The organism is Paraburkholderia sp. GAS334 (assembly GCF_050436625.1).
Classification (GTDB): domain Bacteria; phylum Pseudomonadota; class Gammaproteobacteria; order Burkholderiales; family Burkholderiaceae; genus Paraburkholderia.
The window spans coordinates 371418-393697 of record NZ_JBNDMO010000002.1 but is presented as its reverse complement, the minus strand read 5'-3'; the positions used below and the strand labels follow the sequence as shown (position 1 = coordinate 393697).

Sequence of the window (22280 nt, the reverse complement as noted above, 5' to 3'; positions counted from 1 at the left end):
CAACTACCTGCAGAACTCGACCGCGCCAGTAGGTTTGAGCGAATAACGAATCCGCACCTTCCGAGCTTAGGACCCGCTCAAGATGAGTGATTGCGGCGTCGACGTTTTTGAGCGTGTACGGACTCGGGCTCGCTACATCTTTATTACGCGGCTTCACCACTCGCTGCTCCAGTTGCTCCTGCCTTTTCGCGTTTCGGTGTTACTTGATTGCGGTCCGGAAACGCGCTGCTTTGCGACAGACGCTCATACAGGGTGGACCAATCGACTGCGAGCAGCGGTATCGTCTTGTCGTTGCGCGACCAATATGCGAAGAATCGTACCCAGCCGTCGAGGAAGATGCTTTTCCCAGGGCTCAGCAAGCACGGTTGCCTCGCAATGAGAGGCACGCTCGTTGGTGGAAATTGTGCGGCGATGGCGTCAAGCACGCTGGTCGAACGAAGGCCGTGCGACCTGTCGATGTGAGCTCCGGCTGAAAGGTAACCCTCTACCGCTTCCATCACACAAGTCGCGCTGAGTTCAACGTACGAAGCGCGCACTTCGTTGAGAATCGCCGATGTAACAGCTCGTGCCTCTGTACTCGTGGCTGCCCGCTTTAGTACCGGAAGTTTGGCGTAATGAGGCAGCGCTCGAAAGTTTGTCTCGCCATGTTGCAAAGCATCATGAAACGTCGGATAGCACGCTAGCCACGAGGCTGAAACGCGACCGACGGGGCGAGACACTTTGACAAGTGAGTCGACCGCGACGGCGCGGATCAGGTGCTCCATTTCTCTAAGGTCCATTGTTATGAAAACTATAACGATAAGACGGCGGGTTGGCAAGTGTTGTCGCGCAGTGCTTGCAAAAAAAGCGCTTCGTTTAAGCGCCCGGGCAAATTGGTGGTTTCTTGGATAAATGCACGGTCCCCAAGGAGGAACGTGCATTTCAAAGACGCGTATTGGGAGGATGCAGCCCGACGCGCGATGTGAGGTCCGTCGGATACGCAGATTTGACTGCGCTTCTCCTTTCAGCGTGCGCATCAGCCGCGATGCCAATAATTGCAAGGACGGCAAAAGCGACCAGTAACCAGATGAGTCGCCGACAGAACATCGAGATCAACACGATCAGGATGAGCTGGGCCATGACGATTTTCCGGCCAAGTCTTAGTGGAAATCGGGTCGCTTATTTTCGACGAACCACGCCTTGCTTGCCGCGTACATGTTCAGCACCTTTGGATCCCTCTCGTTCGACATTCTCGATGAAATGAAATCGAGGGTTTTCTGCTTGTCACCCGAGAACTGATACGCCAGCCACATGGCTTCTACGGCTTGATCTGGCCGGTCCTCCTTCGCAATGGTCTCGGCCAAAGGCGCCCAAACGCTCGTCCGACGCGGGTTTATGGCGAGTGCCAATACGGCGGTATCCTCGGATTTCGTGAGCTGACTGTCTGCTGCATAGGCATAGGACAGGTTGCTTATGATCTCCACGTCACCGGGATCGGACTGATTTGCCTCGGCAAACAATTTGACTGCGTCGTCAGGTTTTGAAGCGTTTAGCGCATTCAGGCCGTCTGAATTGAGCTTTCGTGCGGTTACCCTATCACCGCGATGAGGTTTGGATAGAGAGTCGATAATGCTTGCTGCCTGCATTGCGCCTGCGAGATTCTCTGATTTTGCAAACACGAGCATGGATTTGGCGCAATCGACTGCGGTTGTGCAGTTTCCCGTAAGGCCAGCCGACTCGGTGGAGGCATTGGGAGCTGGCGGGAGTACTGCGGAGGCAGCGGGGGGCGGCGCAATTGCTGCGGCGGCGGTCGGAGCTGGCGGAATTACTGCGGTGACAGGTCTGGCAACTGAATTACTGACCTGCGTGGCGACAATGGCTGAGCTGGTTTCCGTCTGTGCGGCGGAGCCAGCTGCTTGAGCAGCTAGTTCCGCGGCGCTATCTGCCGCAGCTTGTGCGTCCGCCGCTGCAGTTGACACGCGGGCGTCGTTACTACCTGCGCTGGCTTGTTCCGGGGTGTACGCAGTTGCACTGCTTTGGCCATTGTTCCGGCTGGAATCCTCGCTCCCCATTCGCGTCATCGCACCTAGGGACTGCCCCAGAATATTGACTTTGAGTGAGTCGTTCTGCTTGTCGTAGCTGAGCTCCATGTTGCCCAGGGCGGTCGCTACGTTGAGCACGCCGTTCTGGTAGTGCCCAGGGAGGTTTCCATTCTTGACTCCGCTGTCAGTGACTTCAAACGTGTCACCGCTAATACGGGCGATAGTGTAGGTTCTGCGGTCGCCTGGCTCGTGCCACGATCCGACATATTCATCGCCTTTCTTCCCGCATGCCCCCAATACGGCAACTGCCCCCAAGGTCATAGCGATAACCAGTTTTCGAAGCATGCTCTTCTTCACGTCCATTATTTTTATCCTGCGAAAGTGCGGCCGATACAAAAAATTTCGAGTTCAATTTCAGGCGGAGTTCCTGACGCGCCTTACGCCACTTGTAACTGCTTTATAGAACTGAGCAGTGCTTCAAGGTCTGATCATCTGGAATGCGCTAGCACGCACAACCTTGTCGAAAGCTTCTTCATGATGTGCGCGGGCGATTTCGCAGGTGCGCCGATCACGCTGTAGGTGATGAAGGGCATTCCGACGCTGCTGCCGGACGGCCAGCCGTCTCGCCCCGAACGGACCTAGCCGGCCGGATGATGGATTTGCGCTATTGGGCGACGGGCGCTTGTGCTCGAGTGCTGCTTTTCGCGCCGATGATCGCGAGAATTCCGCCGATCAACGAAAGGACCATGCAAATCGCGACCATCGTACCTCCGAGAACCGATCCGAGAATCGAGGCCACGACAAGCGCGATGCCCGCACCTTTGGGTTTGGAGAAAGCCATCGCGCCGCACACGATGGTGATAAACGAGAAGAAAACGCCTCCCCAGCCCAGTCCAACCACGGTGGAGGCACCATCGGCCTGAAACGCGGCGCCGACGCCGCCGACAAACAGCGTGGTGAGTGCCGCGAACACGCCAAAGATCCCTGCGATGATTCCGATAATTCCGCCTGCTTTGTTCATTTGCTATTCCCCGACACGGTTGTTAATTTCATTAAAGAGAGCATTGACGTCGTAGCTGATTTGTCCCAGCGAACGACGTGGTTGTGAACGATTAGTAATCTCAATGAGTCTCCTTCGAGCTTTTTGAAAAAGTGAAGCTATTGATCCGCGATTGCACAGCGGTCAAGCATGGGCGAGCCAACCTCCATCCCAGCGCCGATGCAGTCAACCGCGACAGGAAGCCCTTTTTGCAGGGTCGCCGCCTGGTTTTCTGAGTTCTTGGCCAACGTCGCATGAATTGGCATAAATTCGTTATCGGTTGCGATGCCGACCCACACATCGTCAAACGCGTCCTTGTTGACGCTCTGAATCTGGCCGATCACGTGAAGAGGCTTCCCCTTGTATTTCATGTCGGCAGCCACTTCGTTTTGCTGATAATCATAGGAGAGGACGTTTGCCATGACTTCCGAGTATTGGAGCGGTGGGGCAGGCGTATTGTCGGACTTCGCGGTGTCGCTGGAGGAGTCGTCGGTTGCATCGTTCTCACTTGCGTCGACCGCTTGCTGCGTCATGGCGGATCGTTGTGTGGCGCTGGACGCGTTACCCATTGTGCGGTACGCGAAATTCAGCGCGATACCCGCAAGCAGAACGACGGAGAAGAGCAGATGGAGCTTCGAGCCCAACGGCGTGAGCTTTTGCTTGCGATTCCATAGCGTAATGACGCTGAAGAACTTTACGTTCGGCTGGCGGCATATGGCCATTACAGCAAAGAGACCGAAGAAACCAATCAAGGCAACCATTAAATCCTCCAATACCTGTCGACGCGAGACAGGCTCAAATCGTTATAAAAACTATACTCAAATGGGCGCGTGGAGCCGCGCAAGTTATGCCGCTTAGTGCCTGCAAGATCCTGGTACGAACAGTAGACCTTCCAGACGGCCATGGAAGTCCAGCCAGTCGATCGCGAGCAACGGAATCGTGAGATCGCCGCGCGACTGGTATGCGAAAAATCGCATCCAGCTATCTATAAAGATATGACGCCCCGGGCGAAGCAAGCACGGAGGTCTCGCAATCAGGGGATAACTGACGGGCGCAATCGGTTCGGAGCGGCTTTGCGGCGACATGGCGGAACCAACGACTGACCCCTTTGCCCCGTTGCCGGCACTCCCGAGGTAATCCTCGACAGCCTCGCTTAAGAATTGCGTACAGAGCTCGATGAAAGATACAGGGACCTCGTCAAAAGTTGTAGATGCAACCGCGTGTTCCGCCATGTCGATGCCGCTGCGCCGGAGCGCCACTGCTTTGGCGTAGTCTGGCAGCGCCCGAAATGTTGTTTCGCCGCTGCGCAGCGCATCTTGAAAGATCGGATAGCAAGCGAGCCATGCGCTGGGAACGCGACCGACCGGGCGACGCGCTTCGGTCAACCGGTCGGTCCGTGAGACTCGTTCCGTTTTTATGTTTTCTCTCAGGTTCATCGTTATAAAAACTATATCGGTTTGGGTGAGAGCACGCAATGCTCGGCGCGCATCGTAACGTCAACACCTGGTTTTCGGCCACGTTAGGACGAACTTTAGGGCAGCCGCAAAAATTTTTTGTCCACGTCGGCGTGGTGCGCAGCCGCCGTTACGAGCGAGGGGTGCTGCTGCGTCTGCGTTGAAGCGCTTGGATGTTAGGGGGAGTTATGGTCGCGGCGGTTTCTCGGTACCGGTCGAGCAGAGCAAAACATGCGCCCGAGCAAGGGGCGCATCCGTCAACGCTTGATCTGCTTTGCTTCCATTGCAGATAGCGCTTCCATGAAAATCGCCTGCAATGATGGCAGCGTTCTTTCCAGGGCATGGTACAAGCCCATATCTCGGCTCAGTTGTTCCAGTTTCGCGCGATACAGGCGGGCTGCTTCGCATCGTTTGTCGATGGGAACGAGGAAATATTCGCCGCGCTGGTTCTTCGTGGACTCGATGTCCTCGACAAGGCCGTGGTCTTGCAAATCGAACGCAGCTCCGATTGCCTGACCGCGACTGCAACCGAGCAGCAGGTGAAGTTTGTCGAGCGAGATTTCTCCGGTTGACAGCCCGATGTCGAGCGCCTTCGCTGCGAACACCGATGTATTAAGCGTTTTCGCGAGGGCGGTTGCGTACCGGCCGTGATAAAGCGACATGAAATTGTGAAAGCGTGTGATCGCGAACATTTAACCCCGAGCTACGGCTGTTTATATAAGGAGGGTAGCGAGCGGTTGCTGGACCATCAAGAAAAGACTGACGTTGAGGACACGCCTGTCCGGATACCGGATCTGCTCGGACAGGCAGTGTGCTGTGGGGCGTGGAAAGAATGTCGGTCGCGCCGACATTCAGTAGGGGCGACTGAAGCAACCAGGCGGACTGTTGCGTCGAGGTTTCGTCCTGAAAGATAGGATCTGCCGCATTGTTCTGGCCCATTTTCTCGCGCAGTTTGTCGGTCGACCGACAATCCAACACGGAGTTATGAGGCGACTTCCGGCTGAGCGGCTTCCGCATCCTCGCAAGAGTCCTTCTCATCGTTCGCATGCTCGACGGCGGCGTTGTGATCTCTCGAGTGATCGGACTTTTCTTCGTCGCCTGCATCCGGCATCTCAGTCGTTTGATTACTTGTTCCTGCGTTATCTGAGCTATCGACGATGTAGAAATGCAAACCCTGACTATTCCTATGGACTACAACCAGTCTACTTGCTCCGTCCATTGGAAGTTTTTCGGCAAACTCAGGCAGATCTTCAATGGCATACCCTGTAAGATACGGCAATGCTCCAGCGTTCATAGCGTCACGCATTGCCGCTGCGGCGCGTTCGGCACACTTAGCCTTATCGTTTTTGCTTTCCTCGCGCTTTTTGGCCTTTTCCGCATTCTCTTGATCGGTGATTCCTTTCAAGATGTTCGTAAGGTTCTTATTTTCGGCTACCCATGCAGCGAACGTCTGCTCCGTCTGCCCTTCGTCGTGAGCGCGGATCAGGATTTTCGCGTCTGCGGATGCTTGCTTGCGGTCCGATCCACGGAAAATGCGAGAAAGAAGGTGGAATTCCGTGGTATTAGAATTACGCTGTTTCAGCCCACAAGACGTCTTGCATTTTTCATGCAGCTCATTCATCAGTGCCACAACCGCCTCTGGTGTCGCTGCATCGAAGTACCTGCGGCGGACCCCCAGAATCTTTGCCAAGGCAGCAATGGCGTTAGTCTGGACCTTACCTTGATGCGTATTTTCTTCTTGCCGGAGGCGAAATCCAAGAGTGAAGATTTCTGTGAGTTCGTTGTCGAAGCTTTTCAGGACTTCGTCTTTGTCGAAGCGCTTGCGGTTAGTGCTTTCCTGCCTTTGCGGTTCAGCGCGGGATTGTGCTGATGGCGCCGATTGCTGTGTCACAGGCTCGTTTTGCGGCGCCTCGTGAGCAGATGTCGGGGCAACCGACAATTCACCATTCAGAGCGCGTGCCTGTCGAGCAGCGTCTTGGAAGTTGATGATCTCTGGGCCAGTCCTCGTCGCGGGGAACGAATATTTTGGCTCGAAATCAAAGCTAAACGGATTACGTGCCGATTGGCATTGCTTGTTGGTGGTGGATACTTGCGCTGTATTGCTCATATTCGGCTCCTGTTAAAGTTGGTTAATGCCGATCAGTTAATCGACAAAACGAACTTTAAATAGGAGCAGTAATACGAAATAGACCGCCTGCTACATGACGTCAGCTTGTTGCCTGCAAGTGGATACCGTTTGCAGGCAAGTCGTTCACTGTTTGCTACCAAACGGCATACCGTCCAGCCAACCTGTGATTGTGCGTTCAGCCTGCATCTCGGAAAGATTGATGTTCTGCGCTTTCGCCGCCGCCAGAATCTCCGGTTTGATGGACAAGGCAGCGTTGCGCTTGCTCGGGTAATTCTTGTTTGCGGCTAGCTCTCTCGCAAGGGTTCGTAACGGCGCGAATTTCGCATCGCGCTTGGTTGCGCCTGCTTGTGCTCGCCCAGAGACAAATTGGTCCACGGCGTCAGGCATCACAGCAACTCCCGTTGAGATGCCCAACCAATATTGAGCGTGGCTCATGCATACCCATGCCATGAGTTCGTTGCCTGCTTTGTAAGCTCGAAGGGCGGTGGTTGCATAGGCACAAGACACGCGCATCGACTCGATGGGAGCAGTCTTCGTTACTGGCGAAGAAACGAACGCCGCTTGTACTGAACGTGGGTCGAGCGTCGTATCAGCCAGCATCGGATTTATGAGCTGGTCTCTAAAGTCGTCCTCTCCTTTGCGGAGATGCAGGTAATAGATGGCGGATGACCGGTCGAGAACATCTCGGTACATCGATTCGATCGATTCGTCGTAGCATTCGGACATTTTTCTCTTTTTACAGCGTTGCGGAACAAGCTGTCAATGCTACGACAAACGGGCGGGCGGCAGTCCATGCTGGAATAGCCCTCATGTAACGAAAATTTCTTTGCCTACCCTTCCTTCCAGCTATGTTTCGTGACATGTCCCCGACCTTGGCAAATGGCGTTTTGGCGCATTGGCAGGCTTGCACTTGCTCCGCTGTGATTCAGCGCAGCCAAACGCATGGCGGCTCTGCTGGCAAGCGTGAGGACATATTGTCGGTCACACCGACAGTTGCGGGCAATCAGCAACGCACGGCTTGGTCTTGCTGCGACTGGCGCACGTCTGCACTTGCGTTCGGTCGCTCGAAGCGCAGCTTGTGGGAATGGCGTTTTGGCGCGTTTGCTGGCTTGAACGTGCTCGGCTATGAAACTAAGCAGCCAGGCGCTTGGCGGCTCTTCTGGCAAGCCTGCACGCATTTTACGTGACAGGCAGTTGTCGATTTAATCGACTTGTGGTGTTGTCGCGGTCGCACTGCGCTACCTGAACTTGGGCCGCGACGGATCAAGCTGATGTTCATCTCGCCCGTTTGTGGGCTGACGTAGCGGGCTTGAGTATTTCGAGGGATCTGTGCAGCAGCGCTACTGGCAGGCGAACGCTCGTAATTGTCGATGCGTTACGTCCGGTCGAAAAAAAGCCGACCGGGTTAAGGTCGGCTAAGGATTCTGGCCATTCCGAGGGTCGTGCCAGAACCTGAGAGAGCCACATTATGCCGCACTACGCCGCAAACTGGCACAACAAAGGCTATGCGTTGCCAGTACGGCAATTGCGCCGATACGTCAGCGTAAGGCACTCATGCCAAAAAGCTGTGGGTCAGCTGGCGGCCACCTGCGGTCGTTGGCCCACACTCGCGGTTGGACATTCGAAAGTCGGCTCCGCCCAGTCAACGGACCTTATGCGATGCGAACCTGTCCAGATGGAGCTTGAGATAGTGAGCCTGCTGCTCGCTGGAAACTTTTCTTAAGTTCGCCGGGATGCCAAGCCTGGCTTGAATCAGGGCTTCGCGGTGATGTCGCGCCTATCGGCCCCTTTCGGCTGCCTTAAGAAAACACTCCGATAGTTTGTAAAAATGCGCGAGGGGCGGCCTGCGATAGCTCGATCTGTTTGCGTCGCGGATCATCGGTGTCCGCGAGCGTCATCCAACCTCTATCGTGCCAACTGCAGAAAACGAAGACAAAGCTGGATGCCAACGCTTTGCGGGCAACGGATCGCGTGACATAGATTTTTCGTTGGTCCCCTAAAGTCTTCCCACGCCGCGCCGATATCCAGTTTTAGGTGGGACCTACGTCCTGATTGATATAACAACTATAACGAAGTTGAAAGTTAATTCACCCATGCACTTTACGAAGCCGGCAAGAGAATTGATCCATGCGGCCCTGCTTGCCGCCTTCGGCGCCTGTCTTTTGGCGGGCGCACCCGAGCTTCGTGCGGGACAGCTCGACATTGTTTCCGTGACCGCGACGGGCTTCGGTTCAAGCGCCGCATCCGCCACGGTTGATGCCGTGCGCAATGGTGTCGCCTCGGTGAACGGCGAGCGGATCGAATCGACGGAGCGCGTCAGAAAGTCTTCGACCTCATCCACGGGCGTGGAGGCGCAAAGTTCACGGACCATCGATGACGACATCCGCCGCACCACCAACGGCGTCGTCAAGTCGTGGCGCGCATTGTCAACGCAGCCTTCCAATGGCGGCTACCAGGCGACGGTGCAGGTCGGTGTGGTCGTGCTCAGGCAGTCGGAGCAGATGAAGCGCATCAAGATCGCGGTTGTTCCGTCGCACGGTCAGGCCGACGCCAACACCGCAGCAATCGTCGATGGCATCACGACTGATCTCGTCGAAAGCCGCAAGTTCGCCATTCTCGACCGGCAGCAGAAGGAAGCGATCGAAGCGCAGATGTCTCAGATTCGCGCGGGCACGCAGATCGAGGATTTCGCGCGGCTGTCCTCGGGCGTCGCGCCGGATTTTCTCACCATCGTCACGACGGGGACAAGCGCGGGATCGGGCGATGGCGCGACGCAGATTCGCGCGCAGATCCAGGTCATCGATTATTCGAGCCGGCAGATCAAGTTCGCCGAACAGAAGTCGATCAACGTCAAGGCCGGCGACCGGTTCCCGACCAACAAGCGCCTGCTCGGCGTGGCGCACACGCTGTCGCGCGATCTGCTTCAGTCCATTTATCCGCCGTTGGTCGTCGGCAATGACAACGGCACGCTGACCATTGCCGAAGGTTCGAGCTATTTCAAGGTGGGCGACAAGTGCTCCGTGCGTCTCATCGAAAGCACGCTGAAGGACCCTTACACGAAGGAATTCCTCGGCTACAAGAGCAGCGAAGTCGGCACCGCGACCATCACCTATAGCGATGCGCGCGTTTCGCAGGCGACGCTCGATAACCCGCAACCGCTCGACGCGGGCAAGGTCGCGGCGCGGAAGTATCAGGCGTGGCGAGTCGCGTCATCGGCGAGCGACATCTTCAATTCGATGTCGGCCGACATGAGCGGGCATCCTGACACAGGACATGCGCACGCGGAGAGTCACCCAATCGAATCGGATTACTAATCAATCTAAACGCCTCCAACAACCTAGACATCACATCATGAACATCAAAAAAGCAGTCACCTGTCTCTTCGGTTTCGTTGTCGTGTCGCACGTCTTCGCGCAGCAAGGCCCGGCATCCGGAGACGGCGGCGATATCCCGCTCGGCGGATTCCCTGGCTGTTTCGTCGCGCCGCCCAAGGATTCATGCGATGCGCGCATTCTGTGCACCGGCGTCGGCACGTTGTACGGCAGCACCGGCACGGATCTGCAGGCGGCGACGCAGGAGGGATCGATCGAAGCGCGCAACGAACTGGCGAAATTCTACAGCAGCAAGCAGAAGGCCGAGCAATCCCTTTCGACCATTCGCGAAGACGCGCAGCGCAGCACCTCGGATGGCGGCAAGGCAACGGCATCGTCGGCCAAGCGCCTGATCGCGTCGGTCAGCAGCACGAGCGCGGAATCGATTCTGTCGGGCGTGCAAGTGGTGTCGCGCGAAGTCGATATGAAACAGCAGACGGTGACGGTCAAGGTCGGCGTGAGCTGCAAGAGCCAGGCGGCGGCCGCGCAATCGCAGGCGGGCTCGACGCGTTCCGCCTATGCGCCGAATACGGGCGCAAATGGTCAGTCTGTCGCGCCGCGTGCGGAGGAATACCGCACGCCGCCGGGACAGTTGTCGAGCTTCAAGCAGACGGTGCCGCACGCCGATGAATTCTAAGCGGCTCGCGCTCGCGTGTTTGCTCGTGCAGATGGTGGCGCATGCGTCGGCATCGTGGGCACGTGATGTCTGCGATGACGACGGTTTTCGCCCAGTCCGCGACGGGAAGATCCGCAAGTGGAGCGAAACGGGCGAAGACTGGATCGAATTCCGCACGACGCGCGAATGGCTGCTCGAACGATACGGCCCCGGCCGCGCGCTGCCGCAAGTGGCGGCGCAGGCCGCGAGAAACGCGCTGTTCGTCGAGCTCGATCGCGTGGAGCCCCGGCCCGATGCACACGCGGCGCTCGATATCCGCGATATGCAGAGCGTGGCCGCGTCGTGTCGCGGCAACGAAGTCTTCGATTTCAAGGTTCCGTGGACCGGTTTGAGCTGGACCACAGGACAGTTCGATCCGGATGCATTGATGCCGCCGGTCAGAGCCTTTCTCAAACAGAACGGCGTGATCGACTGATCAGGCATGACGATTAACAGGCTGCAGAACTCCTTCACTGACATGCGACACCTGCTACTCAAACTGATTCTTTGCGTTACGTCTTGCATCGCGATGAATGCGGCGAGCGCGAAGGACCTCTATTTCGCTGGCTTTTCCTTCGCGGGCGATTTCTCGCAGAACTCGCAGCGCTATCAATACGCCGAAGCGCTCAAGGAAGAAAAAGCGACGAATGGCATGAACGTGCTCGATGCTGCCCTCAAAGATCAGCTCGCCACGCTCGATCGAAGCGACATCACACTGAAGTACGGCCTGGGCGATACCCACTCCGGCAATGCCAACGCACTCGCGTTCGCATTGCAGCAGGAAAGCGTCGAGGACGTGAAGCGCGGCGACAAGGACGTGTACGTGTATCGCGTGATCGGGGACGTGCTCGTCTTCGACATGCAGACGAAAACCCTGCTGCTCGACATTCCCGCCATGGCGCAGTATCAGGATGTCGGCGCGCCGGGCCGCACGTCGGACGAACACAGGAGGGTCTTCCGGAACATGTATCTCGACAAGTCGTTCGGCGCCAACATCTTCGCGGAATGGGTGCGACGCCTCAAGGACGCGCCGGTCGGCAAAACCTATACGTCATACATCGGCGTGCGGAACGTGACCATCGCGCCGGAGGCAGAAGCCGTGATTCCGGATATCCTGAAGAAGAACGACGCCTATCAGACCGAAGTGGCACAAGCCTTCGAATACAGCTTGGCGTCTGCGCAGAACGTGGGCCTCGTGCCTTACACGAAGGGTCAGGCGATCGGTCAGAGCATGGTCGCGCGCTTCGCCAACGGCGACAGCTACACGCTCAATTTGCCGGAGCCGGACTTCGTCATCGATATCCGCGTGCGGGCTTTCCGACGTGCGCAAATGCAGACCAACGCGACCGAACAGTACGTGTTCGGCTCGTTCATCACGCTGGATGTCGAGCAGCCGCAGCTGCAGACGAAATACGTCAGCGCCGACTTCAAAAACCTCAATTACGTCGTGCTCGACCGTTCGGAAGGCTTCACGCCGAACGATTGGGATGCGTATCAGACCAGCCTGCGCCGCCTCTTCACCGTGCTCACGCAACAGATCACGAAGCGCGATTCGAAAACGCTCGCCGAGATGACCAAGGCGCCGGACATCGACAAGCAAATGACTGCATTCAAGGGAGTGGTCGACAAATGCATGTGATCAGGAACGCACGACGCGCGTTGATCGCGTTGACGCTGATGACGCCGTTGTTCGCATCGGCGGATGTGGTGCAGGTGCGCGGCACCGTGACCGTGCCGTACTCGACGGGACTCTTTTCCAGCGCGCCGGATGCGGCATCCAACAAGGCCGCGTTCGGCGCGGCGAAGCTAGCGGCATGGGACCTTTACACGTCGCGCTTCAACGACGCGAAGATGAAAACCTATCTCGCGAACAAGGACCGCTTCACGGGTAACATCGATGAATATGTCAAGGATCTGACGATCGTCGATCAGCAGACCGATGCCACGTCGCACACCTTGCGCGTCGCCGTGCGGGCCAACATCAATGAGACCGCCGTCGATTCGATTCTCGATGCGACCTCGGTGGCATCGCATCAGGGCACGGGAAACGGCAGCACGCTGGTGTTCGTGTTCCTCGCCCGCGAAGTGATCAAGTCAAAGTCCTTCGATGCGCGGGTGTCGAAAGTCGAGAAGACCGACTCATCCAGCACGTCGATGGAAAAAGCCGTCGATTCGGATGACGTCGAAGCCACCGGCAGCCGCAGCTCCGGCATGAAGGAAGTGACTTACGGCGGTTCGGTCGAGCGCAAGCGCGCGCAGACCGTCTACGACGTGACGAGTCCCGAGGATGTCACCGCCGCCATGAGCGACGTGCTCAGTACGTCGGGCTTCGAGATCGCGGGTTACGACGATGTCGTGGCGAACTGCGGCGGTGTCGACCGGACCATCGTCATGAAGGAATTCGGCGCGAGCGATGACATGACCATGCAGACACGCCGCTCGATGATCGGCGCATCGCGTCAGTGCGGCGCGTCGCTGTTCGCGACCGGAACCATCGACGTGGGCGTGCAGGACACCGATCCCGTGACTGGCAACAAGCGCGTCTTCGTCTCGGTGCGCGGTCAGGTGTGGGACATCCGGCAAGCCTTGCCAAGAAAGGTCGCGTCGGTCGGTCCGGTGCAGTTCGCGGGACTCGGACCCGATGAAAGTGTAGCGACGCGCAATGCATTGAATCTGGCGAGCCGCAACGCCGCCAAAACGTTGGTCGATCAGTTGAACGCCAAACAAATCCACTAGCAGTCCATCCGACAACAAAAGGAATAAGAAGCCATGAAACTCCGTACCCTTCCCGCTATCGCACTGGTTGTTTCCGCTGTTTATGCATCGCCTTCGATGGCGTTCGGTTTGCCGTCGATTCCCGGCATCGGCGGCGGCAACTCCGCGGCGAGCGTCAACGTCGATGCGCTCACGACGCAGCAAACCGACCTGCTGAAATCGATGGCTCTGTCGCTGCTCAATCTGTCGAAGGCGCAGGCGATGATGTTCACGGCGCTCGGCGACGATGAACGCGCCAAGGCCGCGCAACTCACGGTCGACTCACTCGGCGGCGGCACGCTGACCGGCAAGGACGGCATGAAGAAGGCTCTCGAAAGCAGCCTCGAACTCAATGACTACGCGAAGCAGGATATCGCCAAGGCCGGCACCCTGAGCGACGCGAGCAAGGCGACGTTCGCGAAGTCGCTCGTGCCGTACGGCCTGGGAACCGCAGGACTGGTGAACGCCGGCAAGAAGGCCGCGGACGCGGGCCAGTCGCTCGCGCACACAATGGACCCGACCATCCTCTTCAAGCTCAGCAGCCTGCTGTACGTTGCCAAGCAAGCGCCGACGCTCATGTCGGCGTTCGGCAGCACGACGAGCCAGCTCGTGACCTATGCGACGTCGCAGGGTATCGATACGTCGGCGATCAAGGCGGCCGGCGCGAACATGGGGGACTGAGTGGTTCGATGGCGAAGTTTTTCACCGTCGCCGGCGAGCGCATGTGAAGAGGACGCTCGCCGCGACCGCAGTCTCTCGGTTGCCAGCGGGCGCGCCTTCTTGTCATCGGCCAGTTGCGACGGCGGGACCAATAGGCCGCGCTTGTAGAGCGAATGACGCTAGCATTTTGAAAGCGGACGTTGCGCTGTCGTGAGTCCTATCGGCCGCTTGGGGTCGGTTTCGGCTATTCGAATGGGGAGAGCCTCCCCACTTTGAATTTTCGAGACCCAGATATGTCGGTCAACCGACAAACTGCGCTGAAACGACGTTCGCTGCTCGTTGCCTGAGGCTGGATTTCAATCTCAGGTCAACGGAGGTCGGATCGATCACGTTGATTTCCGGGCCCATCGAAATCGAGTCGTTCGGGCACTCTGGCTCGCATACGTCGCAACTGTGTTAAAACGTCTTGCGACTCATGGCTTGGCATGCTATCTGGACTTTGCGCGCTGCACAATTTGCAACACCTGTGCAACTCAGCCGCAACACGCAAACATGAATTTCGGGGAATTTTGCACGACCGTGCGGAAGGCTGAAAAGCTATAATGTATTGTTTTTTCTAGGAAAGTTGGTGGCAGCATGGCCTTGATGATTACCGACGAGTGCATCAATTGCGACGTATGCGAGCCCGAATGCCCGAACGACGCGATTTCGATGGGCCCGGAAATCTATGTGATCGATCCGAAGAAATGCACCGAATGCGTCGGTCATTTCGACGAGCCACAGTGTGTGCAGGTGTGTCCGGTGGAGTGCATCCCGCGCGATCCGCAGCATGCCGAAACACCGGATGGATTAATGGCCAAGTATCACGCACTGATGGCCGCGAAGGCCGAATGACATCTATTTCGCGGCATTGTTGTGCGATGAGGTAAAAAAACCGGGCGGTCGAGCCCGGTTTTTTGTTTCTGCGACGCGCCATGCCACGATGCGTGCGTTAACCGATGTAACCACCAATGATGTCGCGTAACGCGTTGAGCAACGCGTCGCACTCGGCATCGGTGCCGATGGAAATGCGCAGGTGCTGGTCGATGCGCGGGGCGTTGAAGTGACGCACGAAAATCTCTTTCCCGCGCAGGCGCGCGGCCAGCGCCGCAGCCTCATAGCCTTCATGCCGCGCGAACACGAAGTTCGCCGCCGATGGCAGCACCTCGAAGCCCAGCGCGGTCAGTCCAGCCGAAAGTCGCTCGCGGCTCGCGATGACCTTGCTGCAACTGTCGCGGAACCAGGCATCGTCCTCATAGGCGGCGATGGCCGCGGCTTGCGCGAGCCGGTCGAGCGGATACGAGTTGAAGCTGTCTTTCACGCGATTTAGCGCATCGATCAACGCCGCGTCGCCGAATGCGAAGCCCACGCGCATACCGGCCAGCGAACGCGCCTTCGACACCGTGTGCACGACCAGCAGATTCGGATACCGGTTGATCAGGCCGATCGCCGATTCAGCGCCGAAGTCCACATAGGCTTCGTCGACAACCACGACAGATTCCGTATTCCGCTCGAGCAGCCGTTCGATATCGGCAAGCGGCAGTGCGCGGCCGGTCGGCGCATTGGGATTCGGGAACAGCACGCCGCCGTTGGGCGCGGTGTAGTCGTCGGGACGGATCGCGAACTGATCATCGAGCGCGACAGTGCGGTACCCGACTTCATAAAGACGCGCGTACGTCGGATAAAAGCTGTACGTGATGTCCGGAAAAAGTATCGGATGCTCGTGCTTTAGCAGCGCCTGAAACACGTGAGCGAGCACTTCGTCCGAACCATTGCCGACGAACACCTGCTCTCTGCGAAGGCCATGATGCCTTGCAACCGTTTCGCGCAGCCGAAGGGCCGTCGGGTCCGGGTAGCGACGCAGCGTATCGGCGGTTTCACCGAGCTCGTGACGGATCGCCTCGAGCACGCGCGGCGATGGCGGATACGGATTCTCGTTGGTGTTCAGTTTCACCGGATTCGCGAGCGCGGGCTGCTCGCCCGGCACATACGGCTTCAACCGGTGAACGATGTCGCTCCAGTAACGGCTCAAAACGCGGCTCCTTCGAGTGTTCTTCGCATGGGTGAGGGCGTGGGCGTGTCGGACTAAGGTTGCGAGTTCCGATGCAGCTGCATCATCGCGCGTTCGAGTTCACCTTTGACGATCACCGGCATCACCGCCAGCGCGCGTTCAATCGACGCGTCGATGACGTCCTGTTCCTCGCGACGCGGCGGCTTCAGCACGAAGTTCGCGACGTCGGGCTTCGCGCCGGCGCGCGCGCCTTCGGGAATCAGATCGCGCGGATGACCGATGCCGATCCGCATCCGCCAGTACTGCTGCGACGACAGATGCGCGGTGATGTCCTTCAGCCCGTTATGACCGCCGCTGCCGCCGCCAAGCTTCAGCTTCACAGCGCCGGGCGGCAGATCGAGTTCGTCGTGCGCGACGAGAATTTCGTCGGGCAGAATCTTGAAGAACTGCGCCACCGCGACGACCGACTGCCCCGAGCGGTTCATATACGTCTGCGGTTCGAGCAGATGCACTTCCTCGCCATGGAGACGCGCCTTGCCATAGAAGCCGTGGAAGCGCCGCTCGTCGCGCATCGTAGTGCCTGCCTCGCGCGCGAGTTGATCGACCAGCCAGGAGCCGGCGTTGTGGCGCGTCGCGGTGTATTCGGCGCCCGGATTGCCGAGCCCAACGATCAGCTTGATCATGATTCGATGATTGTCCCGTTACGGGCGGACGAAAAAAAGCCGAAAAAAAACCCGCCGGGGCGAACCGCGGCGGGTCACGTCGACCGTTTCAATGAAACGGATCGAGAGGATTTGTTCGCTTCCCGTGCGATCAGGCAGCCGGCTTGTCGCCTTCACCTTCGGCAGCACCCGTAGCGGCTTCGTCAGCGACGGCGCCAGCCGGGATCGTCGCCGAAGCGATGACCGGGTTTTCTGCTTCAACGTGTGCAACCAGAGCGACGCCCTTCGGCAGCACGATGTCCTTCGCGTGCATCGTCTGACCCGCTTCGATCTTCGCCAGATCGACTTCGAGGAATTCAGGCAGTGCCGACGGCAGGCACTCGATTTCGATTTCGTTCAGAACGTGCGAGATCACCGCGCTCGACAGCTTCACTGCCGGGTTGGTTTCCTGGTTCATGAAGTGCAGCGGCACCCTGGTGTGCAGCTTCTTCTTCGCGTCGACGCGCTGGAAGTCCACGTGCAGCACGAGCTGACGGAACGGGTGGTATTGCACGTCGCGCAGCAGAACCTGTTGCGACTTGCCTGCCACTTCCAGATCGAGGATCGACGAGTGGAAAACTTCTTTCTTCAGCGCGTGCCACAGCGCGTTGTGATCGAGTTCGATCAGTTGCGGTTGAGCATCAGCGCCATATACGATTCCCGGCGTCTTGCCGGTAATACGCAGGCGGCGGCTCGCACCCGTACCTTGCAGACTACGCTCGAAAGCGACTACTTTCATCTTGATTCTCCAATGCACTGCCCGCGACCAGGCAGTAAAAACGGGGCCTTCACGCAACGAGCGCAGGCCCCAGAAGCGACGGCACGAACCTTCGTCCGTTCATGCCGATTGTGCAAAAGCGCAGCATGCGCTGCGCCTTCGCAAATTCTTAACTTTCCGCAAACAGCGACATCACCGAGTCGCCGCGACGGATACGCGAGAACGTTTCGGCGAGCAGACCAGCGCTCGTCAGCGAACGGATCTTCGGGCATGAACGCGCTTCTTCGCCCAGCGGAATCGTATCGGTCACGACGAGCTCGTCGAGCGCCGAGTTGGCGATACGCTCGCCCGCGCCACCCGATAGCACCGGGTGCGTCGCGTAGGCAAAAACCTGCTTCGCGCCGCGTTCCTTCAGCACCTGCGCTGCCTTGCAGAGCGTGCCGGCGGTATCGACCATGTCGTCCATGATCACGCAGGTGCGGCCTTCGACTTCACCGATGATGTTCATCACTTCGGCAACATTTGCCTTCGGACGACGCTTGTCGATGATCGCGAGATCGCAGTTCAGCTGCTTCGCGAGTGCACGTGCGCGCACCACACCGCCAACGTCCGGCGACACGATCAGCAGATTCTCGTAGTTCTGCTTGCGCAGATCGCCGAGCAGCACAGGCGTCGCGTAGATGTTGTCGACGGGAATGTCGAAGAAGCCTTGAATCTGGTCGGCGTGCAGATCCATCGTGATGATGCGATCGACGCCGGCGATTTCCAGCATGTTCGCCACGACCTTCGCCGAGATGGCGACGCGCGCCGAACGCGGGCGTCGATCCTGACGGGCATAGCCGAAGTAGGGGATGGCTGCGGTGATCCGACCAGCGGATGCACGCTTGAGCGCATCGACCATGATCATCAGTTCCATCAGGTTGTCGTTCGTCGGTGCGCACGTGGACTGCAGGACGAAGACATCCTTGCCGCGCACGTTTTCCTGAATCTCGACCTGGATTTCACCGTCCGAGAACCGGCTGGCCATAGCCTTGCCGAGGGGAATACCGAGGATTTTGACGACTTCCTGTGCAAGCGCGGGATTCGCGTTGCCAGTAAAAACCATCAGGCCGTCATGGCTGCTCATCGTGCACCTGCTTCAGGCTGGGGGGCGAGAGAATGCGAGAATTTTTGGCAGGGGAGGAAGGACTCGAACCCTCGAATGCCGGAATCAAAATCCGGTGCCTTAACCAACTTGGCGACTCCCCTACACTAACTTTGAGCTCCGCTGGATGTGTAGGACCATTCAGCGATGCAAAACCTTATGCCGCGAAAGCAAAGAGTGGATGCGTATCGAGGCTTGCAGTTACTGCGCTGTTCCATTCGGCTGGCAGTCTGGCTTGCGCCGCTTCTGCTTCACCGAGACTACGAAACGCCGCAAAAACACTCGCGCCCGATCCGGTCATCCGCGCCGGTGCGATGTTATCAAACCATCTCAGCACCCGCGCAACTTCCGCGTATTTTCCCACGACAACTGGCTGCATGTCATTCCGGCCGAAGCTGTCAGGCCATTCTGCGCTGCAACTTTGCTGTGCAAGAAAGTCCGTAATTGTGCGGGGTTCTGTATCTCTTGTCAACGATTTATCTGAAAAAATCGCTGCAGTTGGGACGTGAACCTTTGGCGTCACAACGAGGAAATAACGCGGCGGCAATTGTACAACCTGAAGCGCTTCTCCGACACCCTCTGCGAACGCATTTTTTCCGAAGACAAAAAATGGCACGTCGGCGCCGAGTTTCAATGCGAGCGCCTGCAGTTCGATGCGCGGCAGTTCGAGCTTCCAGAGACGGTTGAGCGCGAGCAGCGTGGTCGCGGCATCGGAGCTGCCGCCGCCGAGTCCTGCGCCCATTGGCAGACGCTTGTCGATCTCGATGTCGACACCGGCTCCCGTGCCTGTGTGAGCCTTCAGGAGCGTCGCGGCGCGCACGGTCAGGTCGTGTTCTGCCGGCACGTCTGCGATGTCCGTCTTGCGCGTGATGCGGCCGTCATGGCGCAGGGTGAAGTGCAGCGTGTCGCCCCAGTCGAGCAGCTGGAATACCGTCTGCAGTGCGTGATAGCCATCCGGACGACGTCCGTTGATGTGCAGGAAGAGGTTGAGCTTCGCGGGTGCGAGGCACTCGCGCAGCGCGTTGTTTGTTTCGATCATGAGTGGTGGAATACGGGCTTACTGGTCCAGCACGAGCTTGATGTCGAGAGGCGGAGCCTCGCGGCTCAGATTGACGCGCTTCACGCCGGTGGCGGGCGCATCAGCGTAGGCAAGGTAGTCGATTGTCCAGCCGTCCTGCTGGATCTGCTTCAGACGCGTTTCCTGCTGTGGATCGGGTACCGTCTTCGCGCGCGATGTAGGCGCTGCCGACGGCTGCAGCCAGTAGCGAAGCCCTTCGACCGGCAACGCAAAACCGAGCGCATTCTGCATGAGCGTCGAGACGTTGTCGGCGGTGAGCGGCTGGCGGTTCGGCAGTTCGAGCGTGGCCGCAGCCGGCGACGACGTAATGATCGCGAGCGTCTGGCCGAGGGGATTACGCAGCTGGAGGCTCACGATGTCGCCGGTTTCCTGCCACTGGAAGTTGCCGTACGCATTGCGCTGCTGACCGTTCTGGTCGACGTATTGCACTGCGAAGCGGCCGTGATACGCACGCGTGGTCTGTGCGGTGACGGCCGTCGCGGCGTTCGACGTGGACGGCCCTTGCGGCGTAACGGAAGCACAACCGGCCAGCGCCACGCAGGCGGCGGCCGCGAGACCCAGCACGGCACCACGCGGCGCCGTCACCGGACGGATAAAGCGGGAAATACGCATCAGAGATCGTTCACCTGAAACCGTTGAAGCGTTTTGACCAGCGTCTCGTTGTCGGGTTCGAGCTTGCGAGCCTGCCGCCACGCATCGCGCGCCTGAGCCTGGTCGCCGGTTTTCCACAGCACTTCGCCGAGGTGTGCGCCGATTTCGGCGTTCGGTTGCAGGTCGTAGGCTTTGCGCAGCACCTTGATCGCGTCCGAGTTATTGCCGAGGCGATACTTCACCCAGCCGACGCTGTCCATGATGAACGCGTCATCCGGTGCAAGCGACGAAGCTTTCTGGATCAGCTTGTCGGCTTCCTGGAGGCGCTGGTTGCGGTCCGCGAGCGAGTAGCCGAGCGCGTTGTACGCCTGCGGATTGTCCGGCTGCGACTGGATCAGCCTGCGCAACTGCGCTTCCATCACGTCGTAGTGGCCGGTCTTTTCGGCGGCCATCGCGTAGTCGTAGGCGAGATCGGGATCGTCCGGGGAATTGGCGCTCGCCTGCGCGAGGCGCGCTTCTGCTTCCGGATAACGTTTCGCATCGAACAGGATCGCTGCGTCGGTGCGCACGATCAGCGACTGGTCGCGCGGATCCGGCGCTTGGAGACTCGCCAGCAGTTTGCGCGCGTCGTCAGGTTTGCCCTGCTTTTCGAGCAGTTGCGCACGCGTGATCTGCGCAGGAATGTACTGCTGGCTCGAGGGCCGGATGTGGTTCAGCCAGTCGCTCGCGGCGGCTTCGTTTTTCTGCTCGAGCGACAGCTGCGCGAGGTAGATGTACGCCTGTCCCGCGTCGGCACCCGGCGTCTTCTCTGCCTGCTTTGCGTATTGCGTGAGGTACGTCTGGGCTTCTGTGAAATTCTTCTGCTGGATCTTGATCAACGCGAGCGCCATCAACGGCGTCAGGTCGTTCGAGTTGTCGTGACGCATGATCTCGAACTGCTTCTGCGCGTCGTCCAGACGGTCGCTGGCGAGATACATCTGCGCGAGCGCGAGCCGTGCGTCATGCGACTTTGGATTCTGCTGCAGATATTTTTCGAGCGACGCGATGCCTTCCTTGCGCTCTTCCGGACCCATCTGCGACAGCGTCAGCGCGGCCGGCAGATAGTCGGGCTTGATCGCCAGCGCCTGTTCGAGCGATTTTTTCGCGCCCGGCGCGTCGTCGCAGACGAGCTGCTGTCGGGCAATCGCAAGCTGTGCTTCCGGACGGTTCAGGTCTCCCTTCAGCAGATCCTGCAGCACGTGCAGGCCGCCAATGCGATTCGGGCCGTGCGAAAGCAGCAGTTGCAGCGCGAGGACCGCGTTGCCGCGATTGTCGGCGGGCACTTTCGCCAGTTCCTTCGCGAGGAGCGGCGCGGCTTCGTCAGGCTTGCCGGACAGCACGAGCAGCGACGCGTCGAGTTGCGCCGCGCGTTCCGAACCCGGCGCATACTGCTGCCACAGTTGCGCGGCGGCCAGCGCGTCGGCCGGGCTTTGCGCGCCGAGCGCGATTTCAGTCGCACGCTGCGCCATGCGCGGGTCGTGCGTGTCGCGCGCAAGGGCGAGGTACGTCTGGTACGCGGGCGCCGGCTGGTTTCGCTGCAACGCGACTTCAGCGGCGAGCACCTGAAAGACGATCTGGCTGGAAAGCGAAATAGCCGGCAGATTTTTCTGCTCGTCGGGACTCGGCTGGCCGAGCGCATCCTGCACGGAGAGCGAACTATCGTCGGAATCCGGCGATGGATCCTGCGCGTGCGCGGGCAGCGCGACAAGCGCCCACGCGGCGACGACCGCCGCTCCGAGCATCCGCTGGACGGAGACAGCACGCGGCACGCGAGACACAGAGGCGGGGAACCGGTAAAACAGTTTCACGAAGGACAAGTTCATGGAAATCCGATCAATGTTTCGGACGATTGTAACGCGCTCGCTACAATAAGCGCA

23 protein-coding genes, 1 tRNA gene and 1 pseudogene are annotated in these 22280 nt (G+C 58.7%); 7 read left to right on the top strand and 18 right to left on the bottom strand.

The annotated features are described in order from the left end of the window. Nucleotides 1–143: 143 nt before the first annotated feature. The 9 genes from P3T21_RS05155 to P3T21_RS05115 all read right to left on the bottom strand — a co-directional run bounded on the left by P3T21_RS05155 (nt 144) and on the right by P3T21_RS05115 (nt 7368). Nucleotides 144–764, bottom strand: coding sequence for a hypothetical protein (locus P3T21_RS05155; RefSeq protein WP_429254850.1), 621 nt, complete (start codon nt 762–764; stop codon nt 144–146). 157 nt (nt 765–921) lie between these two features. Beyond that, nucleotides 922–1119, bottom strand: a complete 198-nt coding sequence (locus tag P3T21_RS05150) for a hypothetical protein (protein ID WP_429254849.1) — start codon at nt 1117–1119, stop codon at nt 922–924. Nucleotides 1120–1139: 20 nt separating this feature from the next. Continuing rightward, complete coding sequence (locus P3T21_RS05145; protein ID WP_429254848.1) at nt 1140–2384, bottom strand: tetratricopeptide repeat protein; 1245 nt, start codon at nt 2382–2384, stop codon at nt 1140–1142. Between the two features lie 301 nt (nt 2385–2685). Next, nucleotides 2686–3042 carry a hypothetical protein gene (locus P3T21_RS05140; protein WP_429254847.1) on the bottom strand — a complete coding sequence of 119 codons (357 nt, stop codon included), beginning with the start codon at nt 3040–3042 and terminating at the stop codon, nt 2686–2688. A gap of 137 nt (nt 3043–3179) precedes the next feature. Beyond that, a complete protein-coding gene (locus P3T21_RS05135) occupies nt 3180–3821 on the bottom strand; it encodes an OB-fold protein (protein WP_429254846.1) in 642 nt (213 codons plus the stop codon). Nucleotides 3822–3914: 93 nt separating this feature from the next. Then, nucleotides 3915–4496 carry a hypothetical protein gene (locus P3T21_RS05130; RefSeq protein WP_429254845.1) on the bottom strand — a complete coding sequence of 194 codons (582 nt, stop codon included), beginning with the start codon at nt 4494–4496 and terminating at the stop codon, nt 3915–3917. Between the two features lie 275 nt (nt 4497–4771). Continuing rightward, a complete protein-coding gene (locus P3T21_RS05125) occupies nt 4772–5119 on the bottom strand; it encodes a hypothetical protein (protein WP_429254844.1) in 348 nt (115 codons plus the stop codon). Nucleotides 5120–5496: 377 nt separating this feature from the next. Next, complete coding sequence (locus tag P3T21_RS05120; protein ID WP_429254843.1) at nt 5497–6621, bottom strand: hypothetical protein; 1125 nt, start codon at nt 6619–6621, stop codon at nt 5497–5499. Nucleotides 6622–6765: 144 nt separating this feature from the next. Then, nucleotides 6766–7368 carry a hypothetical protein gene (locus tag P3T21_RS05115; RefSeq protein WP_429254842.1) on the bottom strand — a complete coding sequence of 201 codons (603 nt, stop codon included), beginning with the start codon at nt 7366–7368 and terminating at the stop codon, nt 6766–6768. A 1367-nt stretch (nt 7369–8735) separates the two neighbouring features. On the opposite strand from P3T21_RS05115, the gene P3T21_RS05110 reads away from it, so the two are divergent. Genes P3T21_RS05110 through P3T21_RS05085 form a run of 6 tightly spaced genes read left to right on the top strand, consistent with a single transcriptional unit; the run spans nt 8736 to nt 14103 of the window. After that, nucleotides 8736–9956 carry a hypothetical protein gene (locus P3T21_RS05110; RefSeq protein WP_429254841.1) on the top strand — a complete coding sequence of 407 codons (1221 nt, stop codon included), beginning with the start codon at nt 8736–8738 and terminating at the stop codon, nt 9954–9956. 37 nt (nt 9957–9993) lie between these two features. After that, nucleotides 9994–10650, top strand: a complete 657-nt coding sequence (locus P3T21_RS05105) for a hypothetical protein (protein ID WP_429254840.1) — start codon at nt 9994–9996, stop codon at nt 10648–10650. Beyond that, on the top strand, nt 10640–11104 hold the full coding sequence (locus P3T21_RS05100; RefSeq protein WP_429254839.1) for a hypothetical protein: 465 nt from the start codon (nt 10640–10642) through the stop codon (nt 11102–11104). The genes P3T21_RS05105 and P3T21_RS05100 overlap by 11 nt, the downstream gene beginning before the upstream one ends. A gap of 6 nt (nt 11105–11110) precedes the next feature. Beyond that, nucleotides 11111–12307: a hypothetical protein gene (locus P3T21_RS05095; protein ID WP_429254838.1), complete on the top strand. Its 1197-nt coding sequence runs from the start codon at nt 11111–11113 to the stop codon at nt 12305–12307. Continuing rightward, on the top strand, nt 12298–13404 hold the full coding sequence (locus P3T21_RS05090; protein WP_429254837.1) for a hypothetical protein: 1107 nt from the start codon (nt 12298–12300) through the stop codon (nt 13402–13404). Before P3T21_RS05095 ends, P3T21_RS05090 begins: the two co-directional genes overlap by 10 nt. Before the next feature lie 33 nt (nt 13405–13437). Continuing rightward, nucleotides 13438–14103, top strand: a complete 666-nt coding sequence (locus P3T21_RS05085; protein WP_429254836.1) for a hypothetical protein — start codon at nt 13438–13440, stop codon at nt 14101–14103. Between the two features lie 357 nt (nt 14104–14460). On the opposite strand, the pseudogene P3T21_RS05080 reads toward P3T21_RS05085, so the two are convergent. Next, nucleotides 14461–14535 (bottom strand): annotated as a pseudogene (locus tag P3T21_RS05080) (YfhL family 4Fe-4S dicluster ferredoxin); the annotation flags it as partial. A gap of 183 nt (nt 14536–14718) precedes the next feature. Here P3T21_RS05080 and P3T21_RS05075 point away from each other — a divergent pair. After that, nucleotides 14719–14976, top strand: coding sequence for a YfhL family 4Fe-4S dicluster ferredoxin (locus tag P3T21_RS05075; protein WP_429254835.1), 258 nt, complete (start codon nt 14719–14721; stop codon nt 14974–14976). A gap of 97 nt (nt 14977–15073) precedes the next feature. Here P3T21_RS05075 and hisC read toward each other — a convergent pair whose 3' ends face one another. From hisC to P3T21_RS05035, 8 genes are all read right to left on the bottom strand, one after another. Then, the gene (gene hisC, locus P3T21_RS05070) at nt 15074–16153 is read right to left on the bottom strand and encodes a histidinol-phosphate transaminase (protein ID WP_429254834.1); all 1080 of its coding nucleotides are present in this window, start codon (nt 16151–16153) and stop codon (nt 15074–15076) included. Between the two features lie 53 nt (nt 16154–16206). Then, the gene (gene pth / locus P3T21_RS05065) at nt 16207–16815 is read right to left on the bottom strand and encodes an aminoacyl-tRNA hydrolase (RefSeq protein ID WP_429254833.1); all 609 of its coding nucleotides are present in this window, start codon (nt 16813–16815) and stop codon (nt 16207–16209) included. Nucleotides 16816–16945: 130 nt separating this feature from the next. Further along, on the bottom strand, nt 16946–17572 hold the full coding sequence (locus P3T21_RS05060; RefSeq protein WP_429254832.1) for a 50S ribosomal protein L25/general stress protein Ctc: 627 nt from the start codon (nt 17570–17572) through the stop codon (nt 16946–16948). A gap of 148 nt (nt 17573–17720) precedes the next feature. Further along, on the bottom strand, nt 17721–18677 hold the full coding sequence (locus tag P3T21_RS05055; protein ID WP_429254831.1) for a ribose-phosphate pyrophosphokinase: 957 nt from the start codon (nt 18675–18677) through the stop codon (nt 17721–17723). Between the two features lie 45 nt (nt 18678–18722). Beyond that, nucleotides 18723–18799: transfer RNA gene (locus P3T21_RS05050), tRNA-Gln, on the bottom strand. Between the two features lie 53 nt (nt 18800–18852). Next, entirely contained in the window at nt 18853–19734 is an 882-nt protein-coding gene (ispE, locus tag P3T21_RS05045; protein WP_429254830.1) for a 4-(cytidine 5'-diphospho)-2-C-methyl-D-erythritol kinase, read from the bottom strand. Nucleotides 19735–19752: 18 nt separating this feature from the next. Then, on the bottom strand, nt 19753–20385 hold the full coding sequence (gene lolB / locus P3T21_RS05040; RefSeq protein WP_429254829.1) for a lipoprotein insertase outer membrane protein LolB: 633 nt from the start codon (nt 20383–20385) through the stop codon (nt 19753–19755). Beyond that, complete coding sequence (locus tag P3T21_RS05035; protein ID WP_429254828.1) at nt 20385–22226, bottom strand: tetratricopeptide repeat protein; 1842 nt, start codon at nt 22224–22226, stop codon at nt 20385–20387. The genes lolB and P3T21_RS05035 overlap by 1 nt, the downstream gene beginning before the upstream one ends. Between the last annotated feature and the right edge of the window lie 54 nt (nt 22227–22280).